The organism is Streptomyces sp. B21-083 (assembly GCF_036898825.1).
Classification (GTDB): Bacteria; Actinomycetota; Actinomycetes; order Streptomycetales; family Streptomycetaceae; genus Streptomyces.
In genome coordinates this window covers 2,555,818-2,580,910 of the sequence record NZ_JARUND010000001.1, presented here as the reverse complement: position 1 = coordinate 2,580,910, position 25,093 = coordinate 2,555,818, and the positions used below count along the sequence as shown (strand labels likewise).

Below are 25,093 nucleotides of genomic sequence, written 5' to 3'. Positions count from 1 at the left end.
CGCCCCGGCGCCTAACCCCGGCCGAACTCCGCGGCCCACGCCTCGACGCTGTCCGCAGCCCGGTCGAACGCCTCCGTACGGCCCAGGAAGTCGGCGCTGTGCGTGGCCAGCAGCGGTGCCAGGTCGTCAGCGGCCCGGTCCCGCCGTACGAGGAGCAGCGCCTGCCCCTGCACGGTGCGCGGCAGACCGAGCCAGCGCACCGGCTGCTGCACCGTCCGCACGGCGACGACCTTTTCCCAGCGCGTCGTCCGCGTCCCGAGAAATCCCACCCGCCGCAGCCCGTACGCGCTCACCCACACCCCTGTGCGCAGCAACCGCATGGCCACGGCGATGACGGCCAGCGCGACGCCGAGACACACGGCGCCACCGGGAAACTCGCCGGTGGCCGCGATGATGACCGCCGCGAACAGTACATACGAGGCGAGCAGCAGCAGAAGCGCCGCCGCACCGACCCGCCACGGGCCGGGCCGGTAGGGGCGCCGCCAGCGGTCACGGTCGTCGAACGGCAGCGCGTGACCGGCCACGGCCTCGTCGGAGGCGTGGTCGGCCGTCAGGAAGGGCAGGGGCACGGCTGGTCCTCACTCAGTTCCATGCGCGGGCTGTGCCCGGTGAGGTTATCCAGGCGGCTGCCCGGTCACCAGCCTCGGGGGCCCGAGGAGGGCGGGACCACGCCATTCGGCCGCAGCCCGGCGGCCCTCAACGGCTGTCGGCCGCCTCGGACTGCGGGGTGTGCCCTGCGGACTGGTCGACCGACAGCGCGGGCATCCCGAGGACCAGGGAGCCCACGAGCCCGGCGACGATGGTGAGCCCCAGGAGCCAGCGCCCGGCTATGTCACCGGCGGACGCGCGCTCACGGGGCGGGGGAGCGACATTGCTGCGGAACTTGTCGGCTTCGGCGATGAAGGCGAACGGGACGGGCTCGCGCCGACGGAACATGGGGCGGCTTCTCCTTGCGGTGTCGAACTGATCTCTGCTGTCTGTACAGACAGACGAACGAATGCCTCAATCGGTGCCCGTTTTCGCCGACTTAACTCGCTGACGATGGTGAACGTCCCGTTTGGTGGGTCGTAGAGTGGCGTCGCCAAGTGACGAGATGGGAAGGACCCTCCAGACCGTGAGCCCCACCCCCGACGACGAGTTCAAGATCGACCTGCGCAGCGAGGTGGCCGTCGAGCTGGTCAAACACAGCGCGGCCGACTCCGACGTACTGTTCGCGGCCCGTGTGTCGACCGTCGGGGAGCAGTCCCTGGACGAGTTGGGCAAGGACCCGGAGCGCTCGACGGGGTTGATCAACTACCTCATGCGAGACCGGCACGGCAGCCCGTTCGAGCACAACTCCATGACGTTCTTCATCAGCGCCCCGATCTTCGTCTTCCGCGAGTTCATGCGACACCGCGTGGGGTGGTCGTACAACGAGGAATCCGGCCGGTACAGGGAGCTGCAGCCCGTGTTCTACGTGCCGGACACGTCGCGCAAGCTCGTCCAGAAGGGGCGACCGGGCAAGTACGTCTTCGTCGAGGGCACCCCTGAGCAGCACGAACTCGTGGGCCACGCCATGGAGGACTCGTACCGCCAGGCGTACCGGACCTACCAGAAGCTGCTGGCCGAGGGCGCCGCCCGCGAGGTCGCCCGCGCGGTCCTCCCGGTCGGCCTGTACTCGTCCATGTACGCCACCTGCAACGCGCGCTCACTGATGCACTTCCTCGGCCTGCGCACCCAGCACGAGCTGGCGAAGGTGCCGTCGTTCCCGCAGCGGGAGATCGAGATGGTCGGCGAGAAGATGGAGGCGGAGTGGGCGAGGCTCATGCCGCTGACCCACGCGGCCTTCAACGCGAACGGCAGGGTGGCACCTTAAGGCAGACGCACGCACGTCGCACCACCAGGCACAGATGTGCGGATCAGCCTCGCGAAGTGTCCGTATTGCGGTATTTAGAGAGGTTCATCTAGCCTGATCAAACGGACCCGGCACTGCTTGAACCCCCGAGCAGGCAGTGCCGGGTTCCATCTTTGTCATGACTTTCCCCGCACCCCTAGGGCAGACCGCGCCCTGCGCACCGAGTAGCGTGGTACCCATGGCTCCGACCTCCACTCCGCAGACCCCCTTCGGGAGGGTCCTCACCGCCATGGTCACGCCGTTCACGGCGGACGGCGCGCTCGACCTCGACGGCGCACAGCGGCTCGCCACCCACCTGGTGGACGCAGGCAACGACGGCCTGGTCATCAACGGCACCACCGGCGAGTCCCCGACCACCAGCGACGCGGAGAAATCGGACCTCGTACGAGCCGTACTGGAGGCCGTCGGCGAGCGGGCCCACATCATCGCGGGCGTCGGCACGAACGACACCCACCACAGCATCGAACTGGCCCGCGCCGCGGAGAAGACCGGCGCGCACGGCCTCCTGACGGTGACGCCGTACTACAACAAGCCCCCGCAAGAGGGCCTGTACCGGCACTTCACGGCCATCGCCGACGCCACCGAACTCCCGGTCATGCTGTACGACATCCCCGGCCGCAGCGGCGTCCCGATCAGCACCGAGACGATCGTCCGACTCGCCGAGCACCCCCGGATCGTCGCCAACAAGGACGCCAAGGGCGACCTCGGCCGAGCGAGCTGGGCCATCGCCCGCTCGGGCCTCGCCTGGTACTCGGGCGACGACATGCTGAACCTGCCGCTCCTGTCCGTGGGCGCGGTCGGCTTCGTGTCGGTCGTCGGTCACGTCGTCACACCGGAGCTGCGCACCCTGGTGGAGGCGTACGCCGCCGGCGAGGTCCAGAAGGCCACCGAGATCCACCAGAAGCTGCTCCCGGTATTCACGGGCATGTTCCGTACCCAGGGCGTCATGACCACGAAGGCGGCGCTCGCCCTCCAGGGCCTGCCCGCCGGACCGCTGCGCGCACCCATGGTCGAGCTGTCGGCCGACGAGATCGCCCAGCTCAAGATCGATCTTGCCGCAGGCGGGGTACAGCTCTGACACCAGACTTCACAACTGAATACGCGGGACATCCGTGTCCGCAGTCCACATCCAACAACTGCTTTTGCATGAACGTCATGCGCGCCACGTGCCTTGCCGGTACGTGGCGTGCGTGGTGAGGAGAGTCTTTTGAGTCATCCGCATCCTGAACTCGGCGCCCCGCCGAAGCTCCCGGAGGGCGGCCTGCGGGTCACCCCGCTGGGCGGCCTCGGTGAGATCGGCCGCAACATGACCGTCTTCGAGTACGGCGGTCGCCTGCTGATCGTCGACTGTGGCGTGCTCTTCCCAGAGGAGGAGCAGCCCGGAATCGACCTGATCCTGCCGGACTTCACGTCCATCAGAGATCGTCTCGACGACATCGAGGGCATCGTCCTCACGCACGGCCACGAGGACCACATCGGTGCCGTCCCCTACCTCCTGCGGGAGAAGCCGGACCTCCCGCTGATCGGCTCCAAGCTGACCCTCGCGTTCATCGAGGCGAAGCTCCAGGAGCACCGCATCCGCCCGTACACCCTCGAGGTGACGGAGGGGAACCGTGAGCGCATCGGCCCCTTCGACTGCGAGTTCATCGCGGTCAACCACTCCATTCCGGACGCCCTCGCGGTCGCCATCCGCACCCCTGCGGGCATGGTGGTCCACACCGGCGACTTCAAGATGGACCAGCTCCCGCTCGACGGCCGCCTCACCGACCTGCACGCTTTCGCGCGGCTGAGCGAAGAGGGCATCGACCTTCTCCTCTCCGACTCGACGAACGCCGAGGTCCCGGGTTTCGTTCCGCCCGAGCGGGACATCTCGAACGTGCTGCGCCAGGTCTTCGCGGGCGCCGGCAAGCGAGTCATCGTGGCGAGCTTCGCCAGCCACATCCACCGCATCCAGCAGATCCTGGACGCGGCCCACGAATACGGCCGCAGGGTCGCCTTCGTCGGCCGCTCGATGGTCCGCAACATGGGCATCGCCCGGGACCTGGGATATCTGAAGGTCCCACCGGGCCTCGTCGTGGACGTCAAGACCCTGGACGACCTGCCGGACCACCAGGTCGTGCTGGTCTGCACGGGCTCCCAGGGCGAGCCGATGGCCGCGCTGTCCCGCATGGCCAACAGGGACCACCAGATCCGCATCGTCCAGGGCGACACCGTGATCCTGGCCTCGTCCTTGATCCCGGGCAACGAGAACGCGGTCTACCGCGTGATCAACGGCCTGACACGCTGGGGCGCGAAGGTCGTCCACAAGGGCAACGCCAAGGTGCACGTCTCCGGCCACGCCTCGGCCGGCGAGCTCCTGTACTTCTACAACATCTGCAAGCCGCGCAACCTGATGCCGGTGCACGGCGAATGGCGCCACCTTCGGGCCAACGCCGAGCTGGGCGCCATGACAGGCGTCCCACACGACCGGATCGTCATCGCCGAGGACGGCGTGGTCGTCGACCTGATCGAGGGCAAGGCGAAGATCTCCGGCAAGGTCCAGGCGGGTTACGTGTACGTCGACGGCCTCTCGGTCGGCGACGTGGGCGAACCGGCGCTGAAGGACCGCAGGATCCTCGGAGACGAGGGCATCATCTCGGTCTTCGTGGTGATGGACTCGTCGACGGGCAAGATCACGGGTGGCCCGCACATCCAGGCCCGTGGTTCGGGCATCGAGGACTCCGCCTTCGTCGACGTCGTTCCGAGGATCGCCGAGGTCCTCCAGCGGTCGGCGCAGGACGGAGTGGTGGAGCCCCACCAGATGCAGCAACTCATCCGTCGCACACTGGGCAAATGGGTGTCGGACACCTACCGCCGGCGCCCGATGATCCTCCCGGTCGTCGTGGAGGTCTGACGGGCACGGAGGGCACCTGAGCTGGCCTTCGTACGCGTGAACTTGGAGCGGGGCTCCTCGATTTGCATCGAGGAGCCCCGCTCCAGTACGTTTACGGCTCCGCCAGCGAGGGAACCCGGCTCAACTGATGGCCAGGGACCAACCCGAGCGGGGCGGAAATTCCGACTCAGAACTTCTGATAAAGTCGGAGTCGCCGGAAAGGGAAACGCGAAAGCGGAAACCTGGAAAGCACCGAGGAAATCGGATACGGAAACGGTCTGATAGAGTCGGAAACGCAAGACCGAAGGGAAACTGCCCGGAGGAAAGCCTGAGAGAGTCTCTTGGGTGAGTACGAAGGAAGCGTCCGTTCCTTGAGAACTCAACAGCGTGCCAAAAATCAACGCCAGATTTGTTGATACCCCGGCTCACAGAGTTATCTGTGGGTTGAGGTTCCTTTGAAGTAACACAAACACAGCGAGGACGCTGTGAACGGTCGGGCTTATTCCGCTTGACTGTTCCGCTCTCGTGTGTGTGCGCCGGCTGTATTAATTTACTGGCCGAGTAAACATTCACGGAGAGTTTGATCCTGGCTCAGGACGAACGCTGGCGGCGTGCTTAACACATGCAAGTCGAACGATGAAGCCTTTCGGGGTGGATTAGTGGCGAACGGGTGAGTAACACGTGGGCAATCTGCCCTGCACTCTGGGACAAGCCCTGGAAACGGGGTCTAATACCGGATAATATCTTTCCTCGCATGGGGGTGGGTTAAAAGCTCCGGCGGTGCAGGATGAGCCCGCGGCCTATCAGCTTGTTGGTGAGGTAGTGGCTCACCAAGGCGACGACGGGTAGCCGGCCTGAGAGGGCGACCGGCCACACTGGGACTGAGACACGGCCCAGACTCCTACGGGAGGCAGCAGTGGGGAATATTGCACAATGGGCGAAAGCCTGATGCAGCGACGCCGCGTGAGGGATGACGGCCTTCGGGTTGTAAACCTCTTTCAGCAGGGAAGAAGCGAAAGTGACGGTACCTGCAGAAGAAGCGCCGGCTAACTACGTGCCAGCAGCCGCGGTAATACGTAGGGCGCAAGCGTTGTCCGGAATTATTGGGCGTAAAGAGCTCGTAGGCGGTCTGTCGCGTCGGATGTGAAAGCCCGGGGCTTAACCCCGGGTCTGCATTCGATACGGGCAGACTAGAGTGTGGTAGGGGAGATCGGAATTCCTGGTGTAGCGGTGAAATGCGCAGATATCAGGAGGAACACCGGTGGCGAAGGCGGATCTCTGGGCCATTACTGACGCTGAGGAGCGAAAGCGTGGGGAGCGAACAGGATTAGATACCCTGGTAGTCCACGCCGTAAACGGTGGGAACTAGGTGTTGGCGACATTCCACGTCGTCGGTGCCGCAGCTAACGCATTAAGTTCCCCGCCTGGGGAGTACGGCCGCAAGGCTAAAACTCAAAGGAATTGACGGGGGCCCGCACAAGCAGCGGAGCATGTGGCTTAATTCGACGCAACGCGAAGAACCTTACCAAGGCTTGACATACACCGGAAACATCCAGAGATGGGTGCCCCCTTGTGGTCGGTGTACAGGTGGTGCATGGCTGTCGTCAGCTCGTGTCGTGAGATGTTGGGTTAAGTCCCGCAACGAGCGCAACCCTTGTTCTGTGTTGCCAGCATGCCCTTCGGGGTGATGGGGACTCACAGGAGACTGCCGGGGTCAACTCGGAGGAAGGTGGGGACGACGTCAAGTCATCATGCCCCTTATGTCTTGGGCTGCACACGTGCTACAATGGCCGGTACAATGAGCTGCGATGCCGTGAGGCGGAGCGAATCTCAAAAAGCCGGTCTCAGTTCGGATTGGGGTCTGCAACTCGACCCCATGAAGTCGGAGTTGCTAGTAATCGCAGATCAGCATTGCTGCGGTGAATACGTTCCCGGGCCTTGTACACACCGCCCGTCACGTCACGAAAGTCGGTAACACCCGAAGCCGGTGGCCCAACCCCTCACGGGGAGGGAGCTGTCGAAGGTGGGACTGGCGATTGGGACGAAGTCGTAACAAGGTAGCCGTACCGGAAGGTGCGGCTGGATCACCTCCTTTCTAAGGAGCATCTAGGCCGCCAAGCAAGCTTGGTGGTCCAGGGCCATTACGTCGGCATACGTCCGGCGGTGGTTGCTCATGGGTGGAACGTTGATTATTCGGCACTCTTGACTGTCTTCTCCTTCCAGTACTGTCCTTCGGGGCGTGGAACGATGAGGGAAGCGGCAAAGGGTGTCGGGCACGCTGTTGGGTGTCTGAGGGTATGGCCGTGAGGTTGTGTCTTCAGTGCCGGCCCCAGTGAACTCGCCCGTCAGGGTGGGGTGGTGGGTGGTTGGTCGTTGTTTGAGAACTGCACAGTGGACGCGAGCATCTGTGGCCAAGTTTTTAAGGGCGCACGGTGGATGCCTTGGCACCAGGAACCGATGAAGGACGTGGGAGGCCACGATAGTCCCCGGGGAGTCGTCAACCAGGCTTTGATCCGGGGGTTTCCGAATGGGGAAACCCGGCAGTCGTCATGGGCTGTCACCCACATCTGAACACATAGGGTGTGTGGAGGGAACGCGGGGAAGTGAAACATCTCAGTACCCGCAGGAAGAGAAAACAACCGTGATTCCGGGAGTAGTGGCGAGCGAAACCGGATGAGGCCAAACCGTATACGTGTGAGACCCGGCAGGGGTTGCGTATGCGGGGTTGTGGGATCTCTCTTTCACAGTCTGCCGGCTGTGAGGCGAGTCAGAAACCGTTGATGTAGGCGAAGGACATGCGAAAGGTCCGGCGTAGAGGGTAAGACCCCCGTAGTCGAAACATCAACGGCTCGTTTGAGAGACACCCAAGTAGCACGGGGCCCGAGAAATCCCGTGTGAATCTGGCGGGACCACCCGTTAAGCCTAAATATTCCCTGGTGACCGATAGCGGATAGTACCGTGAGGGAATGGTGAAAAGTACCGCGGGAGCGGAGTGAAATAGTACCTGAAACCGTGTGCCTACAAGCCGTGGGAGCGTCGCTCACAGAGTTTACTCTGTGGGTCGTGACTGCGTGCCTTTTGAAGAATGAGCCTGCGAGTTTGCGGTGTGTTGCGAGGTTAACCCGTGTGGGGAAGCCGTAGCGAAAGCGAGTCCGAATAGGGCGATTTAGTAGCGCGCTCAAGACCCGAAGCGGAGTGATCTAGCCATGGGCAGGTTGAAGCGGAGGTAAGACTTCGTGGAGGACCGAACCCACCAGGGTTGAAAACCTGGGGGATGACCTGTGGTTAGGGGTGAAAGGCCAATCAAACTCCGTGATAGCTGGTTCTCCCCGAAATGCATTTAGGTGCAGCGTCGTGTGTTTCTTGCCGGAGGTAGAGCACTGGATAGGCGATGGGCCCTACCGGGTTACTGACCTTAGCCAAACTCCGAATGCCGGTAAGTGAGAGCACGGCAGTGAGACTGTGGGGGATAAGCTCCATGGTCGAGAGGGAAACAGCCCAGAGCATCGACTAAGGCCCCTAAGCGTACGCTAAGTGGGAAAGGATGTGGAGTCGCACAGACAACCAGGAGGTTGGCTTAGAAGCAGCCACCCTTGAAAGAGTGCGTAATAGCTCACTGGTCTAGTGATTCCGCGCCGACAATGTAGCGGGGCTCAAGCGTACCGCCGAAGTCGTGTCATTCCAGCACATACCCCCAACGGGGGCTGGGATGGGTAGGGGAGCGTCGTGTGCCGGGTGAAGCTGCAGCGGAAGCTAGTGGTGGACGGTTCACGAGTGAGAATGCAGGCATGAGTAGCGATACACACGTGGGAAACGTGTGCGCCGATTGACTAAGGGTTCCTGGGTCAAGCTGATCTGCCCAGGGTAAGTCGGGACCTAAGGCGAGGCCGACAGGCGTAGTCGATGGATAACCGGTTGATATTCCGGTACCCGCTGTGAAGCGTCAAACATTGAACCAGGCGATGCTAAGTCCGTGAAGCCGCCCCGGAGCCTTCGGGCAAGGGGGAGTGGTGGAGCCGACGGACCAGACCTGCAGTAGGTGAGTGATGGGGTGACGCAGGAAGGTAGTCCATCCCGGGCGGTGGTTGTCCCGGGGTAAGGGTGTAGGACGGTGTGTAGGCAAATCCGCACACCACATAGTCTGAGACCTGATGCCGAGCCGATTGTGGTGAAGTGGATGATCCTATGCTGTCGAGAAAAGCCTCTAGCGAGTTTCATGGCGGCCCGTACCCTAAACCGACTCAGGTGGTCAGGTAGAGAATACCGAGGCGTTCGGGTGAACTATGGTTAAGGAACTCGGCAAAATGCCCCCGTAACTTCGGGAGAAGGGGGGCCATCACTGGTGAGGAGATTTACTCTCCGAGCTGGGGGTGGCCGCAGAGACCAGCGAGAAGCGACTGTTTACTAAAAACACAGGTCCGTGCGAAGCCGTAAGGCGATGTATACGGACTGACGCCTGCCCGGTGCTGGAACGTTAAGGGGACCGGTTAGTCCAACTTCGGTTGGGCGAAGCTGAGAACTTAAGCGCCAGTAAACGGCGGTGGTAACTATAACCATCCTAAGGTAGCGAAATTCCTTGTCGGGTAAGTTCCGACCTGCACGAATGGCGTAACGACTTCTCGACTGTCTCAACCATAGGCCCGGTGAAATTGCACTACGAGTAAAGATGCTCGTTTCGCGCAGCAGGACGGAAAGACCCCGGGACCTTTACTATAGTTTGATATTGGTGTTCGGTTCGGCTTGTGTAGGATAGCTGGGAGACTTTGAAGCGGGCACGCCAGTGTTTGTGGAGTCGTCGTTGAAATACCAGTCTGGTCGTGCTGGATGTCTAACCTGGGTCCGTGATCCGGATCAGGGACAGTGTCTGATGGGTAGTTTAACTGGGGCGGTTGCCTCCTAAAGAGTAACGGAGGCGCCCAAAGGTTCCCTCAGCCTGGTTGGCAATCAGGTGTTGAGTGTAAGTGCACAAGGGAGCTTGACTGTGAGACCGACGGGTCGAGCAGGGACGAAAGTCGGGACTAGTGATCCGGCGGTGGCTTGTGGAAGCGCCGTCGCTCAACGGATAAAAGGTACCCCGGGGATAACAGGCTGATCTTCCCCAAGAGTCCATATCGACGGGATGGTTTGGCACCTCGATGTCGGCTCGTCGCATCCTGGGGCTGGAGTCGGTCCCAAGGGTTGGGCTGTTCGCCCATTAAAGCGGTACGCGAGCTGGGTTTAGAACGTCGTGAGACAGTTCGGTCCCTATCCGCTGCGCGCGCAGGAACATTGAGAAGGGCTGTCCCTAGTACGAGAGGACCGGGACGGACGAACCTCTGGTGTGCCAGTTGTCCTGCCAAGGGCATGGCTGGTTGGCTACGTTCGGGAGGGATAACCGCTGAAAGCATCTAAGCGGGAAGCCTGCTTCAAGATGAGTGTTCCCACCCACTAGATGGGGTAAGGCTCCCAGTAGACGACTGGGTTGATAGGCCAGATCTGGAAGCCCGGTAACGGGTGGAGGTGACTGGTACTAATAGGCCGAGGGCTTGTCCTCAGTTGCTCGCGTCCACTGTGTTGGTTCTGAAACCACGAACAACCCCGCCCAAGGTCACGGGTGGTGCGGTTGATATGTGTTTCACCGTGTTTCGGTGGTCATAGCGTGAGGGAAACGCCCGGTTACATTCCGAACCCGGAAGCTAAGCCTCACAGCGCCGATGGTACTGCAGGGGGGACCCTGTGGGAGAGTAGGACACCGCCGAACAAATATTGAAAGGGTTGGATCCTGAACTTCGGTTCGGGGTCCAACCCTTTTTTGTTGTGCGTCACTTGACGTTCACGTCTCGCGCCCAACATCCATGGCATGGGTACTGCTGCAATGCTCAGGGCCGCCGGCGTCGGAGTCGGTGACGAGGTCGTCGTACCGGCCTACGGAAACGTGGAAGTCGCCGAGGCGGTGATCCTCGCCGGTGGGCTGCCGGTGTTCGCCGACATAGATCCGGTGACCTACTGTCTTGACGCGTCGGCCGTCGAAGCGGCAACAACTCCGCGGACGGCGGCCGTCGTTGTCGTACATCGCTTCGGGCGGCCGGCCGACATGGGGCGCTTCCTCGACGTCGGGCAGCGGCGCGGGCTTCTCGTGTTGCAGCACGGGGAGTCCGAGGCGCCGTACGACGAGATCGCTCAGCGGCGGCAACGCGCGGCGTTTCTCGATCTGAAGCTGAGGGGTGTGCGCACGCCCGACGACGGGGACGGGCACACCTACCAGCAGTACGTCGTGCGGGTGCCCGGCAACGGGCGGCCCGATCGGGATGCCTTCGCCCGGGCCTTGCGGGCCAGGGGAGTTGACTGCCGGGTGCCCGTGAAGGCGCCGGTGCATCGCATGCCCGCGTTCCGGTGCTGTGTCTCGCTGCCCGAGACCGAGTCGGCTGTCGACGAGACGCTGGCGCTGCCGGTCGACGCCTCGTTGACCAAGCGGGACATGCAGCGGATCGTGTCCGCGTGCAATTCGCTCGGAGGACTGCTGCAGCCCGCGTTCTGATCGTGCGGGCGTAGTTGGGAGCACGGGTCTGTTCGGGGTATGATCTCTTTCGTTGCCGCAAGGGAAACCTTGCAAGGTAACTGGCCCCCCTAGCTCAGTCGGTAGAGCGTCTCCATGGTAAGGAGAAGGTCAACGGTTCGATTCCGTTGGGGGGCTCCACGCAGAAGGCCCCGCCCAATTGGGCGGGGCCTTTTTCATGCCTTGTGTCGTTCCGTCAGTCCTTCTGCAGGCCGGGTACCCGCATCGCGAGGATCGCCATGTCGTCGGACGGAGCGTCGGAGGCGAAGCGTTCGACGGCGCGCATGATGCGGGCCGCGACCGCGCCTGCTGTCAGGCCCGTACAGGTCGTCAGGACGTCCGTCAGGCCGTCGTCGCCCAGCATGCGGGTGCCCTCGCGGCGTTCCGTGACGCCGTCCGTGACGCAGAGCAGGACGTCTCCGGGATCGAGGGTGATCGTCTGCTCGTAAAGCTCCAGGTCCTCCAGGACGCCCAGGAGGGGCTGGGGCTCCGCTGCCGGTTCCACCGTGCCGTCCTGGCGCAGACGGAGCGGGAGCGGGTGGCCGGCGCAGACCACCTTCAGTACGGCGCTGCCGTCCTCCTGCGGCCACAACTCGCCGTACAGGAGGGTCAGGAAGCGGCTGCGGGCTCCCTCGTCGAGGATCGCCGAGTTGAGGCGCTCCAGGACCGCCGGACCGCCGAAGCCCTCTCTCGCCAGCAGACGGAGGGCGTGGCGGGCCAGGCCCGTCACCGCTGCGGCCTCCGGGCCCGTACCGCAGACATCGCCGATGGCGAAGCCGTAGGCGCCGTCGCGGATGGGGAAGAGGTCGTAGAAGTCGCCGCCGACCTCGTTGCCCTCGCCGGCCGCGCGGTAGATGACCTCCACCTCCACGCCGTCGATCAACGGCAACTCCGGCGGGAGAAGGCTGCGTTGGAGGGACTGGCTGATGGCGGTGCGTTCCGAGTAGAGGCGGGCGTTGTCAAGGGCCAGGGCGGCCCGGCGGCTCAGGTCCTCCGCCAGCTCCAGGATTTCCTGGCGGAAGTGTTCGTCCGTCGGCTTGCCGAGAGTGAGCATGCCGATCACGCGGTTGCGGGCGACCAGGGGCAGGACGACTGTCTCGCCGCCGACTGCCGCCGCCGTGGCGAGAGTTGTGCCGATGCCGGAGCTGACCGAGGTGGGCGAGTTGAGACCCAGGCTGCGCATGGACGTGCGCAGGGCCGCCTGATGAGCCGCGGCCGCCGGGGCCGACCAGACGCGGGCGCCGGGTGTCGGGACCGGCTCGGGCGGGGCGATCTTCGACAGGAGGGCCTTGAGGCCGTCGATGCGGTCCTCGTCCTCGTGCAGGACGTACGAGAGGTACGGATCCGAGGCCTGGTCGGCGATCGTGTAGACCGCGCACCAGGTCGCCAGGGTCGGGACCGTCATCTGGGCCATGAGGGCGAGGGTCTGGTCGCGGTCGAGTGTTCCCGCGAGGAGGTCGGAGGCCTCGACCAGGAAGCTGAGCGAACCCCTGCGCAGGCGTTCCAGTTCGCCCAGACGGGCCGATTCCACGGCCAACGCGATGCGGTCGGCGGCGAACTGGAGGCGCAGGGCCTCTTCGTTCGTGTAGCGGCCGGGGGACTCGGCGGCGACGCCCAGGGAGCCGGTGAGGCGTCCCTCCACCTTCAGGGGGACCGTGACGACCGAGCGCATGCCCGTGCCGCTCAGGAGGGGGACCGCTCCGGGGACGGCCGAGAGGTCGTCGTGGACGGCCGGCATCCGGGCCGAGCCGTAGCGGCCGGGGCCCACCTCGACCGGGACGCGGGCGAAGCGCTGGCGGGCGGAGGGCAGGCCCGTCGAGGCCCTCACCTCCAACTCCGTTTCGTCGTCCGTGGCCAGGAGCAGGAAGGCGGAGTCCGCGTCGAGCATGTCGCGGGCGCGCTCCACCGTGCGCTGGAGCAGACCGTCGAGGTCGTCCGGGGCGGGGGAGCCGATGAACACCTCGAAGGGGTCGGTGTTCTGGCCCTCGGAGTTCGACATCGTGTCGGACGAACTGCCACGCAACGGGGTCTGCAGGACCGCCCGTTCGTGGTCGCGTACGAGGAGGCAGACCGTCGAGGGCTCGCCCTCCGTGTCGCGGACACGGAGGTGGGAGGCGTACACCGGGATGACGCGGCCGCTGGCGCCCCTTATGCCGTAACTGCCCTCCCAGCGGGAGAGTTGGAGGGCCTCGGCGATGCCGGTGCTGGTGCCGGGGGTGTGTGGCCAGGCGGCGAGGTCGGTGAGGGGTTTGCCGATGACCGACTCCGGCGAATAGCCGAAGAGTTCGTCGGCGTCCTCGTTCCACGCCGCGACGGACCCGGTGCGGTCGATCTGGATGACCGCGACCCGGACCCGGCCGTCGGCCAGCGGGAGCAGGGCGGCGGGGAGGGACGGGCCCGCGGAACGGGTGCCCACCGCGCGCGCGGGGAGGTCGAGCTGGAACCAGACCTGTTTCTGGGTGGGCGTGTACTCGACGCCCCAGCGGCCGGCCAGCGCCGCGCACAACTGGAGGCCGCGGCCTCCCTCCCGGTCGGGGCTGCCCATGTTGACGGGCGAACCCTGCAGAGGGATCTCCCGCTCCGGGTAGCGGTCGGCCACCTCGACGCGTACGCCGTCGTCACTGCGTAGACACAGGACGTTCGCGGAGGTGCCCGCGTGGATCACGGCGTTGGTGACGAGTTCGCTCGTGAGGACCACGGCGTCGTCGACGATGTCCGCGAAGCCCCAGCCCTGCAGGGTGTCGCGGACGAAGGAACGGGCGGTCGCCACCGATCGCCCGACGGGGTCGAAGGTGGCGGACGCGCGCGCGGTGATCACAGAACTCCTCGTCCGATTGTCGGCATGCGTGCCGGGGCCGACCCGTTCCTGCCGGGGCAGGGCCTGGTTCCCCGTCGGCCGGGGATCCTGGGGTGTTCCCCCTGGATGCAGTCCGGTGGTCATGGTGCGGTGCCCCTCCGATGCCTGCCCGCTCGTGGTCGTGCCACCGCCCAGACCGGACGGACCGGTGTGGCTGGACAGCCGTATGCAAGGTTACTTACCTTCGCGGTCCATGCGGATGCAGGTCTGCAGTGTTTACGTCCCCAGAGTGTGCGGACGGTGTGCGAAGCTGCCGAACTGTTATGGCCGGGTTCGGACAGGGTGAAACACTGGGCAGGCTCCAGGAGAAGGTCTTACCGACGGCTGGCAGCATCCGGGTACGCGCGAGTGATGACAGAGCACGCAGAGCAGAAACGGTCGACCCCTTCGGGAGGGACACAGTGGAGTCTGGCGCAGCGACGCGGGGCACTAAGACGCGCGCGAAAGGCGGACAGGCCCTGACTAACCGCCGTAAACCACGCAATGGAACGACCGAGGTGGACACAGCATCCCTGGACAGGCTGCTGTCGGCCCTGGAATCGATGCGTGACGGCAACTTCCGTAAGCGGCTCACCGTGTCCGGCGACGGTGTCATGTCGGAGATCGCGGCGGTCTTCAACGAGGTGGCCGACCGTAATCTCCACTTGACGGGTGAATTGTCGCGTGTACGGCGCATGGTGGGGCGCGAGGGGAAGCTGACCGAGCGGCTGGAAGCGGGTGTCAGCGAGGGCTCGTGGGCCGTGGCGATCGACGCGTCGAACGCGCTCGTCGACGATCTCGTACGTCCCGTCGCCGAGGTCGGCCGGGTGCTGAGCGCGGTCGCGGAGGGTGATCTGTCGCCCCGGATGGAGCTGCGGGCGCAGGCCGCGGACGGCAACGGGCATCCGTTGCGCGGGGAGTTCCTCAAGGTCGGGCGCACGGTCAACAATCTTGTCGACCAGTTGTCGACCTTCACCGACGAGGTCACGCGGGTGGCCAGCGAGGTCGGTACGGAGGGCAAGCTGGGCGGTCAGGCCCAGGTGCGCGGGATGTCCGGTTCGTGGCGGGATCTCACGGACTCGGTCAACACCATGGCGTACCGGCTGACGGCGCAGGTCCGGGACATCGCGCTGGTGACGACGGCTGTCGCGAAGGGTGATCTGTCCCGGAAGGTCACTGTTCACGTGGCCGGAGAGATGCTGGAGCTGAAGAACACCGTCAACACGATGGTCGATCAGCTGTCGTCCTTCTCCTCCGAGGTGACGCGAGTCGCGCGCGAGGTGGGTACGGAGGGCGAACTCGGCGGCCAGGCGCAGGTGCCTGGTGTGGCCGGAGTATGGAAAGACCTCACCGATTCGGTGAATCTTATGGCCGGCAACCTGACGGCCCAGGTGCGTGGGATCGCGCAGGTGACGACCGCGGTCGCCAACGGTGATCTGTCGCAGAAGGTGACGGTGTCGGCGCGCGGTGAGGTCGCCCAGCTCGCCGAGACGATCAACCAGATGACCGAGACGCTGCGGACGTTCGCGGACGAGGTCACCCGGGTCGCCAACGAGGTCGGTGGCGAGGGGCGGCTCGGCGGGCAGGCGAACGTGCCGGGTGCGGCGGGGACGTGGAAGGACCTGACGGACTCCGTCAACACGGTCTTCCGGAATCTCACCACCCAGGTGCGGGACATCGCCGCCGTGACGACCGCTGTAGCCAGCGGCGATCTGTCGCAGAAGGTCAGCGTCGAGGTCGCCGGCGAGATGCTGGAGCTGAAGAACACCGTCAACGGGATGGTCGACCAGCTGTCCGCGTTCGGTGCCGAGGTCACTCGGGTCGCGCGGGAGATCGGTGTCGAGGGTGAGCTGGGTGGCCAGGCGCAGGTGCCGGGTGCGGCGGGTACCTGGAAGGATCTGACGGACTCCGTCAACACGGCGTTCAGGAATCTCACCGGACAGGTGAGGAACATCGCCCAGGTGACGACCGCCGTGGCCAACGGCGACCTGTCTCAGAAGGTCACCGTCGATGTCTCCGGCGAGATGCTTCAGCTGAAGAACACCGTGAACACGATGGTGGACCAGCTGTCGAGCTTCGCCGACCAGGTGACGCGGATGGCCCGTGACGTGGGTACGGAGGGCCGCCTCGGCGGTCAGGCGCGTGTGGACGGTGTGTCCGGTACGTGGAAGGAGCTCACCGACTCCGTCAACTTCATGGCCGGCAATCTCACCTCCCAGGTGCGGCAGATCGCCCAGGTGACGACGGCCGTGGCCCGCGGTGATCTGTCCCAGAAGATCGACGTGGACGCTCGCGGTGAGATCCTCGAGTTGAAGAACACGATCAACACCATGGTTGATCAACTCTCGGCCTTCGCCGATCAGGTGACCCGCGTCGCCCGTGACGTGGGTACCGAGGGCCGGCTCGGCGGGCAGGCGCAGGTGCCCGGGGTCGCCGGTGTGTGGCGCGACCTCACCGACTCGGTGAACGGCATGGCCGGCAACCTCACCTCCCAGGTGCGCAACATCGCCCAGGTGGCGACAGCGGTGGCCCGTGGTGATCTGTCCCAGAAGATCACCGTGGACGCGCGCGGCGAGATCCTGGAGCTCAAGAACACCCTGAACACGATGGTCGATCAACTGTCGTCGTTCGCTCAGGAGGTCACGCGGGTGGCCCGTGAGGTGGGTACGGAGGGCATGCTCGGCGGTCAGGCCGAGGTGCAGGGTGTCTCCGGCACCTGGAAGGACCTCACGCAGTCCGTGAACTTCATGGCGAACAACCTGACCATCCAGGTGCGCAACATCGCCGAGGTGACGACCGCCGTCGCCAAGGGTGATCTGTCGAAGAAGATCACTGTGGATGCCAAGGGCGAGATTCTCGAACTCGTCACGACGGTCAACACGATGGTTGATCAGCTGTCGTCGTTCGCCGAGCAGGTGACCCGGGTGGCCCGTGAGGTGGGTACGGAGGGCATCCTCGGTGGCCAGGCCCACGCGTCGGGCGTCACGGGCATCTGGAAGGACCTCACGGACAACGTCAACCTGATGGCCAACAACCTGACCGTGCAGGTGCGGAACATCTCCCAGGTCGCGGCGGCCGTCGCCAACGGCGACCTGACGCGGACGGTGACGATCGAGGCGCGCGGTGAGGTCGCACAGCTCGCCGACACGTTCAACACCATGGTGAAGACGCTGAGTTCGTTCGCCGACCAGGTCACCAAGGTGGCCCGTGAGGTGGGTACGGACGGCATCCTGGGCGGACAGGCGCGGGTGCCGGGTGTGGCCGGTACGTGGAAGGACCTCACCGAGTCGGTGAACGGGATGGCGTCCAACCTGACCGGTCAGGTGCGCAACATCGCGATGGTGACGACGGCCATCGCCAAGGGCGACCTGACGAAGAAGATCGACATTGACGCTCGCGGCGAGATCCTCGAGCTCAAGACGACGATCAACACGATGGTCGATCAGCTGTCGTCCTTCGCCGAGGAGGTCACCCGGGTCGCCCGGGAGGTGGGTACGGAAGGCCAGCTCGGAGGCCAGGCGCGGGTGCGGGACGTCGACGGCACCTGGCGGGACCTCACGGAGTCGGTGAACGAGATGGCCGGGAACCTGACCCGGCAGGTGCGTGCCATCGCGCGCGTGGCGACCGCGGTGACCCGCGGTGACCTCAACCTGAAGATCGACGTGGACGCCTCAGGCGAGATCCAGGAACTTCAGGACTACATCAACAAGATGATCGCCAACCTGCGCGACACCACGATCGCCAACAAGGAACAGGACTGGCTGAAGGGCAACCTCGCCCGGATCTCCGCCCTCATGCAGGGCCGCCGGGACCTGGACGACGTGGCCTCGCTGATCATGAGCGAGCTGACGCCTGTCGTCACGGCACAGCACGGCGCGTTCTTCCTGGCGATGCGGACGGTCAACGGCAAGGACCAGGCAAGCGCCCCGGAGAACGCGTACGAACTGCGCATGCTCGGCTCGTACGGCTACTCCATGGGCTCCATGCCGACCTCGTTCCGGCCTGGTGAGGCACTGGTCGGGACCGCCGCCGAGGAGAAGCGCACGATCCTGGTGGAGAACGCCCCGAGCGGCTACCTGAAGATCTCCTCCGGGCTCGGCGAGGCGCCTCCCGCACAGGTGATCGTGCTGCCGCTCCTGTTCGAGGGCAAGGTGCTCGGTGTCATCGAACTGGCGTCGTTCACGCCGTTCACGCAGATCCAGAAGGACTTCCTCAACCAGATCGCCGAGATGATCGCGACCAGCGTCAACACCATCTCCGTCAACACCAAGACGGAGGTGCTGCTGAAGAACTCGCAGGAGCTGACCGAGCAGTTGAGGGAGCGCTCGGCCGAGCTGGAGAACCGGCAGAAGGCGCTTCAGTCGTCCAACGCGGAGCTGGAGGAGAAGGCCGAGCTGCTGGCTCAGCAGAACCGCGACATCGAGGTCAAGAACACGGAGATCGAGGAGGCGCGGCAGGTCCTGGAGGAGCGCGCCGAGCAACTCGCCGTGTCGATGCGCTACAAGAGCGAGTTCCTCGCCAACATGTCGCACGAGCTGCGTACGCCGCTCAACTCGCTGCTGATCCTCGCCAAGCTGCTCGCCGACAACGCGGACACCAACCTCACTCCGAAGCAGGTCGAGTTCGCCGAGACGATCCACGGGGCGGGCTCGGACCTGCTCCAGCTGATCAACGACATCCTCGACCTGTCGAAGGTCGAGGCGGGCAAGATGGACGTCTCCCCGACGCGTATCGCGCTCGTGCAGCTCGTCGACTACGTGGAGGCCACCTTCCGTCCGCTGACCGCGGAGAAGCGCCTCGACTTCTCCGTACGGGTCTCGCCGGATCTGCCCGCCACGCTGCACACCGACGAGCAGCGACTGCTCCAGGTGCTGCGCAACCTGCTGTCCAACGCGGTGAAGTTCACCGACTCGGGAGCCGTCGAGCTGGTCATCAGGCCGGCCGGCGCGGAGGTCCCGGTGGCCATCAGGGAGCAACTGCTGGAGGCGGGTTCGCTGCGGGACGCGGACGCCGACATGATCGCGTTCTCGGTGACCGACACGGGTATCGGGATCGCGGCCAGCAAGATGCGGGTGATCTTCGAGGCGTTCAAGCAGGCGGACGGCACGACCAGTCGCAAGTACGGTGGTACGGGTCTGGGGCTGTCCATCTCCCGGGAGATCGCGCGGCTGCTCGGCGGTGAGATCCACGCGCAGAGTGAGCCGGGCCGTGGCTCGACGTTCACGCTGTATTTGCCGCTGCACCCGAGTGAACTGCCCCCGCAGGGCTATTCGCAGCTGGCGCCCTCCCTGGAGGTCGGCGAGCTGCTGGCCTCCGAGGCGGAGCTGGCCGGGGCGGACATCGAGACGCCGGCCGAGGTGAGGTCGTACCGCGAGGCGCAGAACGGGCCCGCCGCGCTCTTCAGGCGGCGCCGCAGGGCCGTGTCGGTGACCGAACTGAACGCGTCCTCCAGGGCCAACGGCCATTGGGCGGCCGGAGAGCCGGAGGCCGCGCAGCAGCCGCGCCGAGGCATCCGGTTCGACGGCGAGAAGGTGCTGATCGTCGACGACGACATCCGCAACGTGTTCGCGCTGACGAGCGTTTTGGAGCAGCACGGGCTGTCGGTGCTGTACGCGGAGAACGGACGGGAGGGTATCGAAGTCCTGGAACAGCACGACGATGTGACAGTCGTACTGATGGACATCATGATGCCCGAGATGGACGGTTACGCGACGACCACGGCGATCCGCAGGATGCCGCAGTTCGCCGGACTCCCGATCATCGCGCTGACCGCCAAGGCGATGAAGGGCGACCGGGAGAAGGCGATCGAGTCGGGGGCCTCCGACTATGTGACCAAGCCCGTCGATCCTGATCACCTGCTGTCGGTGATGGAGCAGTGGATGCGAGGAGAGTGACGGTTGAGCTGGGTGTTTCCGTCGCCGGAACGGGAACCTCAGGTGTTCACGCGGAGTTGCTGACTCAGTGTGGCCGAAGCCGTGTAGAAGTACGGGATTCGGGGAACCTTCTGGTCTCCCGCTACGTTTCTGCTACGTGCACAGTGACATCCCGGTGACAGGGTGTGGCGACGGGCGGGGTGCGGCTACCATGACCGGCACGAGGACGGGCGGCGTAAGGGAGCCGTCCCCTGGGGCGGCGCCCGCTGGTGCTGCCCCAAGTCCTGAGGACAGGGGAGGCCCCAAGCCGGGGCGAGGAGGGCGGGCCATGGTGCAGAAGGCCAAGATCCTCCTGGTCGATGACCGGCCGGAGAATCTGCTGGCGCTGGAGGCCATCCTCTCTGCGTTGGATCAGACACTGGTGCGGGCATCGTCCGGGGAGGAAGCGCTCAAGGCACTTCTGACGGACGACTTCGCGGTCATTCTGCTGGACGTGCAGATGCCGGGTATGGACGGCTTCGAAACGGCCGCGCACATCAAGCGGCGGGAGCGGACCCGGGACATCCCGATCATCTTCCTCACCGCGATCAACCACGGTCCACATCACACCTTCCGGGGTTACGCGGCGGGTGCGGTGGACTACATCTCCAAGCCGTTCGACCCGTGGGTGTTGCGGGCGAAGGTCTCGGTGTTCGTCGAGCTCTACATGAAGAACTGTCAACTCCGGGAGCAGGCTGCCCTGTTGCGGCTGCAGCTGGAGGGTGGCGGGGGCAGGGCGGCGGTCGGCGCGGCCAAGGAGCCGGCGGGTCTGCTCGCCGAACTGTCCGCGCGGCTCGCGGCCGTCGAGGAGCAGGCGGAGGCGTTGTCCAAACAACTCGACGACGAGTCGGCGGACGCGGCGGCAGTGGCCACGGCGGCCCATCTCGAACGCAAACTGACCGGCCTGCGCCGGGCTCTGGACGCGCTCGAACCGGGTACCGGCGGCGGGGCGCCTTCGTTGCCCTCGCCGAACTGACCCGCGCACCGGTCGCCGCTTCTGGCACCGAACTCGCCGCGAATCGAGCGGGGTTGCGCGTGAGCACGCGTCAGTTTCGTGCTCACGCACGGGCGACACGAACGGGTGAAGCAGCAGGCACACGTGTCCGCTGTCGTCTCCACCGGTAACCTCACACACATGGCCTCACGTCCTTCCGCAGCCAAGAAGCCGCCCGCGAAGAAGGCAGCCGTGCCCGCGAAGGCTCCGGCGAGGAAGGCCCCCGCGAAAAAAGCCCCCGCGAAGAAGGCGCCCGCCAGGAAGGCCGCGGCGAAGAAGGTCGTGCCCCCTCCGGCACCCAGTCCTACCGGGGGCGTCTACCGCCTCGTACGTGCCTTGTGGCTCGGCATCGCGCACGCTGTCGGGGCCGTGTTCCGCGGCATAGGGCAGGGCGCGAAGAACCTCGACCCGGCCCACCGGAAGGACGGCGTGGCACTGCTGCTGCTCGCCCTCGCGCTGATCGTCGCCGCGGGCACCTGGTCCAGCCTGCGCGGTCCTGTCGGCGACCTGGTCGAGATGCTGGTCACCGGCGCGTTCGGCCGCCTCGACCTGCTCGTGCCGATACTGCTGGCGGTCATCGCCGTACGGTTCATCAGGCACCCCGAGCAGCCCGATGCCAACGGCCGGATCGTCATCGGTCTGTCGGCGCTGGTCATCGGTGTGCTCGGGCAGGTCCACATCGCGTGCGGCGCCCCCGCGCGCAGCGACGGCATGCAGGCCATAAGGGACGCCGGCGGGCTCATCGGGTGGGCCGCGGCGACCCCGCTGACGTACACGATGGGCGAGGTCCTCGCCGTACCGCTGCTGGTGCTGCTGACCGTCTTCGGGCTGCTCGTCGTCACCGCGACGCCCGTCAACGCGATTCCGCAGCGGCTGCGTCAGTTGGGGATCCGGCTCGGCATCCTCCGCGACCCCGAGGAGGACGGGCTCTCCGAGGACGACGAGCGCTACGACGACCAGTGGCGCGAGGCGCTGCCCGGGCGCCCCCGTGGGCGCGGGTCCGCCCCTGAGGCGTACGACCCGGACGACGCCGAGCAGGAGGCGCTCTCCAAGCGCCGGAGCCGCCCCAGGCGTTCGGCGATGCGGCAGCCCGACGCCGGGCGGCCGATGGACGCCGTGGACGTCGCGGCGGCCGCCGCTGCCGCGCTCGACGGCGCCGTGCTGCACGGGATGCCGCCCTCGCCGATCGTCGCCGACCTCACCCAGGGGGTGAGCAAGGGGGGCGACCGTGTGGAGACGACCCCGACGCGCACTCCCGTCCCGGGCGCGCGGCCCAAGCAGGAGAAGCTCAAGGCGGAGCCGGCCAAGGCCCCGGTACAGGACCTCACGAAGGCGCCGCCGGAGGCCATGCGGGACCTGCCCCCGCGCGCGGAACAGCTCCAGCTGTCCGGGGACATCACGTACTCCCTGCCGTCGCTCGACCTGCTGGAGCGCGGCGGCCCCGGGAAAACCCGCAGCGCGGCGAACGACGTGGTGGTCGCCTCCCTCTCGAACGTCTTCATGGAGTTCAAGGTCGACGCCGCGGTCACCGGCTTCACCCGTGGTCCGACGGTCACGCGGTACGAGGTGGAACTCGGCCCCGCGGTGAAGGTCGAGCGGATCACCGCCCTCGCCAAGAACATCGCGTACGCCGTCGCCAGCCCCGACGTCCGGATCATCAGCCCGATCCCCGGCAAGTCGGCGGTCGGCATCGAGATCCCCAACACCGACCGCGAGATGGTCAACCTGGGGGACGTACTCCGGCTGGCCGACGCGGCCGAGGACGACCACCCGATGCTGGTCGCGCTCGGCAAGGACGTCGAGGGCGGCTATGTGATGGCCAACCTCGCCAAGATGCCCCATATGCTCGTCGCAGGTGCGACGGGTTCGGGCAAATCGTCCTGTATCAACTGCCTGATCACGTCGGTCATGGTGCGGGCGACTCCCGAGGACGTCCGCATGGTCCTGGTCGACCCCAAGCGCGTGGAGCTGACCGCGTACGAGGGCATCCCGCACCTGATCACGCCGATCATCACCAACCCGAAGCGGGCCGCGGAGGCGCTCCAGTGGGTCGTACGGGAAATGGATCTGCGGTACGACGATCTGGCCGCGTTCGGATACCGGCACATCGACGACTTCAACGAGGCCATCAGGAACGGCAAGGTCAAGCTGCCCGAAGGGAGTGAGCGCGAACTTCAGCCGTACCCGTATCTGCTGGTGATCGTCGACGAGCTGGCCGACCTGATGATGGTGGCCCCCAGGGACGTCGAGGACGCCATCGTGCGTATCACGCAGCTCGCGCGCGCGGCCGGCATCCACCTGGTCCTCGCCACGCAGCGGCCGTCCGTGGACGTCGTGACCGGGCTGATCAAGGCGAACGTGCCGTCGAGGCTCGCCTTCGCCACCTCCTCCTTGGCCGACTCGCGGGTCATCCTCGACCAGCCCGGCGCCGAGAAGCTGATCGGCAAGGGCGATGGACTGTTCCTGCCGATGGGCGCCAACAAGCCCACCCGTATGCAGGGCGCCTTCGTCACCGAGGACGAGGTCGCCGCGATCGTCCAGCACTGCAAGGACCAGATGGCGCCGGTCTTCCGGGACGACGTCACCGTGGGCACCAAGCAGAAGAAGGAGGTCGACGAGGAGATCGGCGACGATCTCGAACTACTGTGCGCGGCGGCCGAACTCGTCGTCAGCAGCCAGTTCGGCTCCACGTCGATGCTCCAGCGCAAACTGCGGGTCGGGTTCGCCAAGGCGGGACGACTGATGGACCTCATGGAGACGCGGGGCATCGTCGGGCCGAGCGAGGGGTCCAAGGCGCGTGACGTTCTTGTGAAGGCTGACGGGCTGGACGAGATGCTCGCGGTGATTCGTGGGGAGACTGACTCCTAGGGAGTCGTCCGTTGTGCGGGCGTCCGTGTGTACAGCAGCCGGGTGGTCGAATGTGACTCACTCGTAAGGGATCATTGAGCAACCGTTTCCCTTCGGCGTACGTCAAGTTGAGGGAGGCGACAGATCCTTGCCTCACCATGACCTGACCATCAGCGTGTCCTGGCCATTCCGATGGCGTACAAAGTCCGTCCGCCCGGTTGCCCCACCCTTCCCGAACCCCCCTAAACTGAACCTCCAGCACAGGTGGCTAAACGCTCGAAAGGCGCCCCCGTGTCCATCGGCAACTCTCCACAAGACGAGCGTCCGTTCGAAGAAGACCGCGACGACCGCGAGGAAGCAGCCCGCCCTTCGATCGGTCGCGCCCTCCAGCAGGCGCGCATCGCGGCAGGGCTGACTGTCGACGACGTCAGTTCCGCCACCCGGGTCCGGATCGCCATCGTGCACGCGATCGAACAGGACGACTTCGCCCCCTGTGGTGGAGACGTCTACGCGCGCGGCCACATCCGGACTCTCGCCCGTGCCGTCCACCTCGACCCCGAACCGCTGCTCGCGCAGTTCGCCGACGCCCATGGTGGACGTCCGGCGCCCACCCCGGCCGCGCCCCTGTTCGAGGCGGAACGCATCCGCCCCGAGCGGCGCGGGCCGAACTGGACCGCGGCGATGGTCGCCGCGATCGTCGCCGTGATCGGCTTCGTCGGCTTCACGCTGGTCAAGGGCGGCGACGGTAGCGCGGATGCGCGAACCCAGGTCGCCGAGGGTGCCACGCCCACGGCCAGCGATCCGGCTTCACCCACGCCCAAGAAGGACAAGCCCGCCGACCCGAAGCCGGACCCGTCGGAAAGCGCCATCGCGGCGGCACCGGCCGACAAGGTGACCGTCCAGGTGAGCGCCTCTGACGGGCGCAGCTGGATCTCGGCCAAGGACCACAACGGCCGCCTGCTCTTCGACGGCCTGCTCAAGCAGGGCCAGTCCCAGACCTTCCAGGACGACGAAGAGGTCAATCTCGTCCTGGGCGACGCGGGCGCGATCCAGCTGTACGTGAACGGCAAGAAGATCGACGACGAGTTCCAGTCGGGGGCCGTGGAGCGGCTCACGTACACGAAGGGCGACCCCGAGGTCGGCTGAGCGGTACGCGCTCCCGAAGTCCACAGGTACGGGGCTGGCCAAGATCGGCCAGCCCCG

At 65.7% G+C, this 25,093-nt stretch carries 11 protein-coding genes, 1 tRNA gene and 3 rRNA genes; 12 read left to right on the top strand and 3 right to left on the bottom strand.

Going from position 1 to position 25,093, the window contains the following annotated elements; all coding sequences use genetic code 11:
• Positions 1–11 precede the first annotated feature (11 nt).
• Positions 12–569 (bottom strand): SCO5741 family PH domain-containing membrane protein, encoded by a 558-nt coding sequence (locus QA861_RS11595; protein WP_334588264.1) that lies wholly within the window; start codon positions 567–569, stop codon positions 12–14.
• A gap of 127 nt (positions 570–696) precedes the next feature.
• Positions 697–936, bottom strand: a complete 240-nt coding sequence (locus tag QA861_RS11590) for a hypothetical protein (protein ID WP_334588263.1) — start codon at positions 934–936, stop codon at positions 697–699.
• A gap of 178 nt (positions 937–1,114) precedes the next feature.
• Here QA861_RS11590 and thyX point away from each other — a divergent pair, with 178 nt between their 5' ends.
• From thyX to QA861_RS11550, 8 genes are all read left to right on the top strand, one after another.
• Positions 1,115–1,855 (top strand): FAD-dependent thymidylate synthase, encoded by a 741-nt coding sequence (gene thyX / locus QA861_RS11585; RefSeq protein WP_334588262.1) that lies wholly within the window; start codon positions 1,115–1,117, stop codon positions 1,853–1,855.
• 217 nt (positions 1,856–2,072) lie between these two features.
• Positions 2,073–2,972, top strand: a complete 900-nt coding sequence (dapA, locus tag QA861_RS11580) for a 4-hydroxy-tetrahydrodipicolinate synthase (RefSeq protein WP_334588261.1) — start codon at positions 2,073–2,075, stop codon at positions 2,970–2,972.
• A gap of 129 nt (positions 2,973–3,101) precedes the next feature.
• Entirely contained in the window at positions 3,102–4,787 is a 1,686-nt protein-coding gene (locus tag QA861_RS11575) for a ribonuclease J (RefSeq protein ID WP_334588260.1), read from the top strand.
• A 547-nt stretch (positions 4,788–5,334) separates the two neighbouring features.
• Positions 5,335–6,861 (top strand): 16S ribosomal RNA (locus tag QA861_RS11570).
• Positions 6,862–7,175: 314 nt separating this feature from the next.
• Positions 7,176–10,299 (top strand): 23S ribosomal RNA (locus tag QA861_RS11565).
• Positions 10,300–10,389: 90 nt separating this feature from the next.
• A 5S ribosomal RNA gene (rrf, locus tag QA861_RS11560) occupies positions 10,390–10,506 on the top strand.
• Together the 16S, 23S and 5S rRNA genes form the textbook arrangement of a ribosomal RNA operon.
• A 114-nt stretch (positions 10,507–10,620) precedes the next feature.
• Positions 10,621–11,283, top strand: coding sequence for a DegT/DnrJ/EryC1/StrS family aminotransferase (locus QA861_RS11555; RefSeq protein ID WP_334590519.1), 663 nt, complete (start codon positions 10,621–10,623; stop codon positions 11,281–11,283).
• An 83-nt stretch (positions 11,284–11,366) separates the two neighbouring features.
• Positions 11,367–11,442, top strand: a tRNA-Thr gene (locus QA861_RS11550).
• Positions 11,443–11,497: 55 nt separating this feature from the next.
• On the opposite strand, the gene QA861_RS11545 is transcribed toward QA861_RS11550, so the two are convergent.
• Positions 11,498–14,242, bottom strand: coding sequence for a SpoIIE family protein phosphatase (locus tag QA861_RS11545; RefSeq protein ID WP_334588259.1), 2,745 nt, complete (start codon positions 14,240–14,242; stop codon positions 11,498–11,500).
• Positions 14,243–14,559: 317 nt separating this feature from the next.
• Between QA861_RS11545 and QA861_RS11540 the strand changes: the two genes are divergently transcribed.
• From QA861_RS11540 to QA861_RS11525, 4 genes are all read left to right on the top strand, one after another.
• Positions 14,560–20,031: a HAMP domain-containing hybrid sensor histidine kinase/response regulator gene (locus QA861_RS11540; protein ID WP_334588258.1), complete on the top strand. Its 5,472-nt coding sequence runs from the start codon at positions 14,560–14,562 to the stop codon at positions 20,029–20,031.
• A 307-nt stretch (positions 20,032–20,338) separates the two neighbouring features.
• Positions 20,339–21,025, top strand: a complete 687-nt coding sequence (locus QA861_RS11535; protein WP_334588257.1) for a response regulator — start codon at positions 20,339–20,341, stop codon at positions 21,023–21,025.
• A 159-nt stretch (positions 21,026–21,184) separates the two neighbouring features.
• Positions 21,185–23,911 (top strand): DNA translocase FtsK, encoded by a 2,727-nt coding sequence (locus QA861_RS11530; RefSeq protein WP_334588256.1) that lies wholly within the window; start codon positions 21,185–21,187, stop codon positions 23,909–23,911.
• 270 nt (positions 23,912–24,181) lie between these two features.
• Positions 24,182–25,036, top strand: coding sequence for a RodZ domain-containing protein (locus tag QA861_RS11525; protein ID WP_334588255.1), 855 nt, complete (start codon positions 24,182–24,184; stop codon positions 25,034–25,036).
• Positions 25,037–25,093 lie beyond the last annotated feature (57 nt).

What these genes read in the sequence shown, in the direction of transcription:
- QA861_RS11590 (WP_334588263.1), bottom strand. Translation starts at nt 936, where the DNA reads ATGTTCCGTCGGCGCGAGCCCGTCCCGTTCGCCTTCATCGCCGAAGCC.
- dapA (WP_334588261.1), top strand. Translation starts at nt 2,073, where the DNA reads ATGGCTCCGACCTCCACTCCGCAGACCCCCTTCGGGAGGGTCCTCACC.
- QA861_RS11555 (WP_334590519.1), top strand. Translation starts at nt 10,621, where the DNA reads ATGCTCAGGGCCGCCGGCGTCGGAGTCGGTGACGAGGTCGTCGTACCG.
- QA861_RS11545 (WP_334588259.1), bottom strand. Translation starts at nt 14,242, where the DNA reads ATGACCACCGGACTGCATCCAGGGGGAACACCCCAGGATCCCCGGCCG.
- QA861_RS11535 (WP_334588257.1), top strand. Translation starts at nt 20,339, where the DNA reads ATGGTGCAGAAGGCCAAGATCCTCCTGGTCGATGACCGGCCGGAGAAT.
- QA861_RS11530 (WP_334588256.1), top strand. Translation starts at nt 21,185, where the DNA reads ATGGCCTCACGTCCTTCCGCAGCCAAGAAGCCGCCCGCGAAGAAGGCA.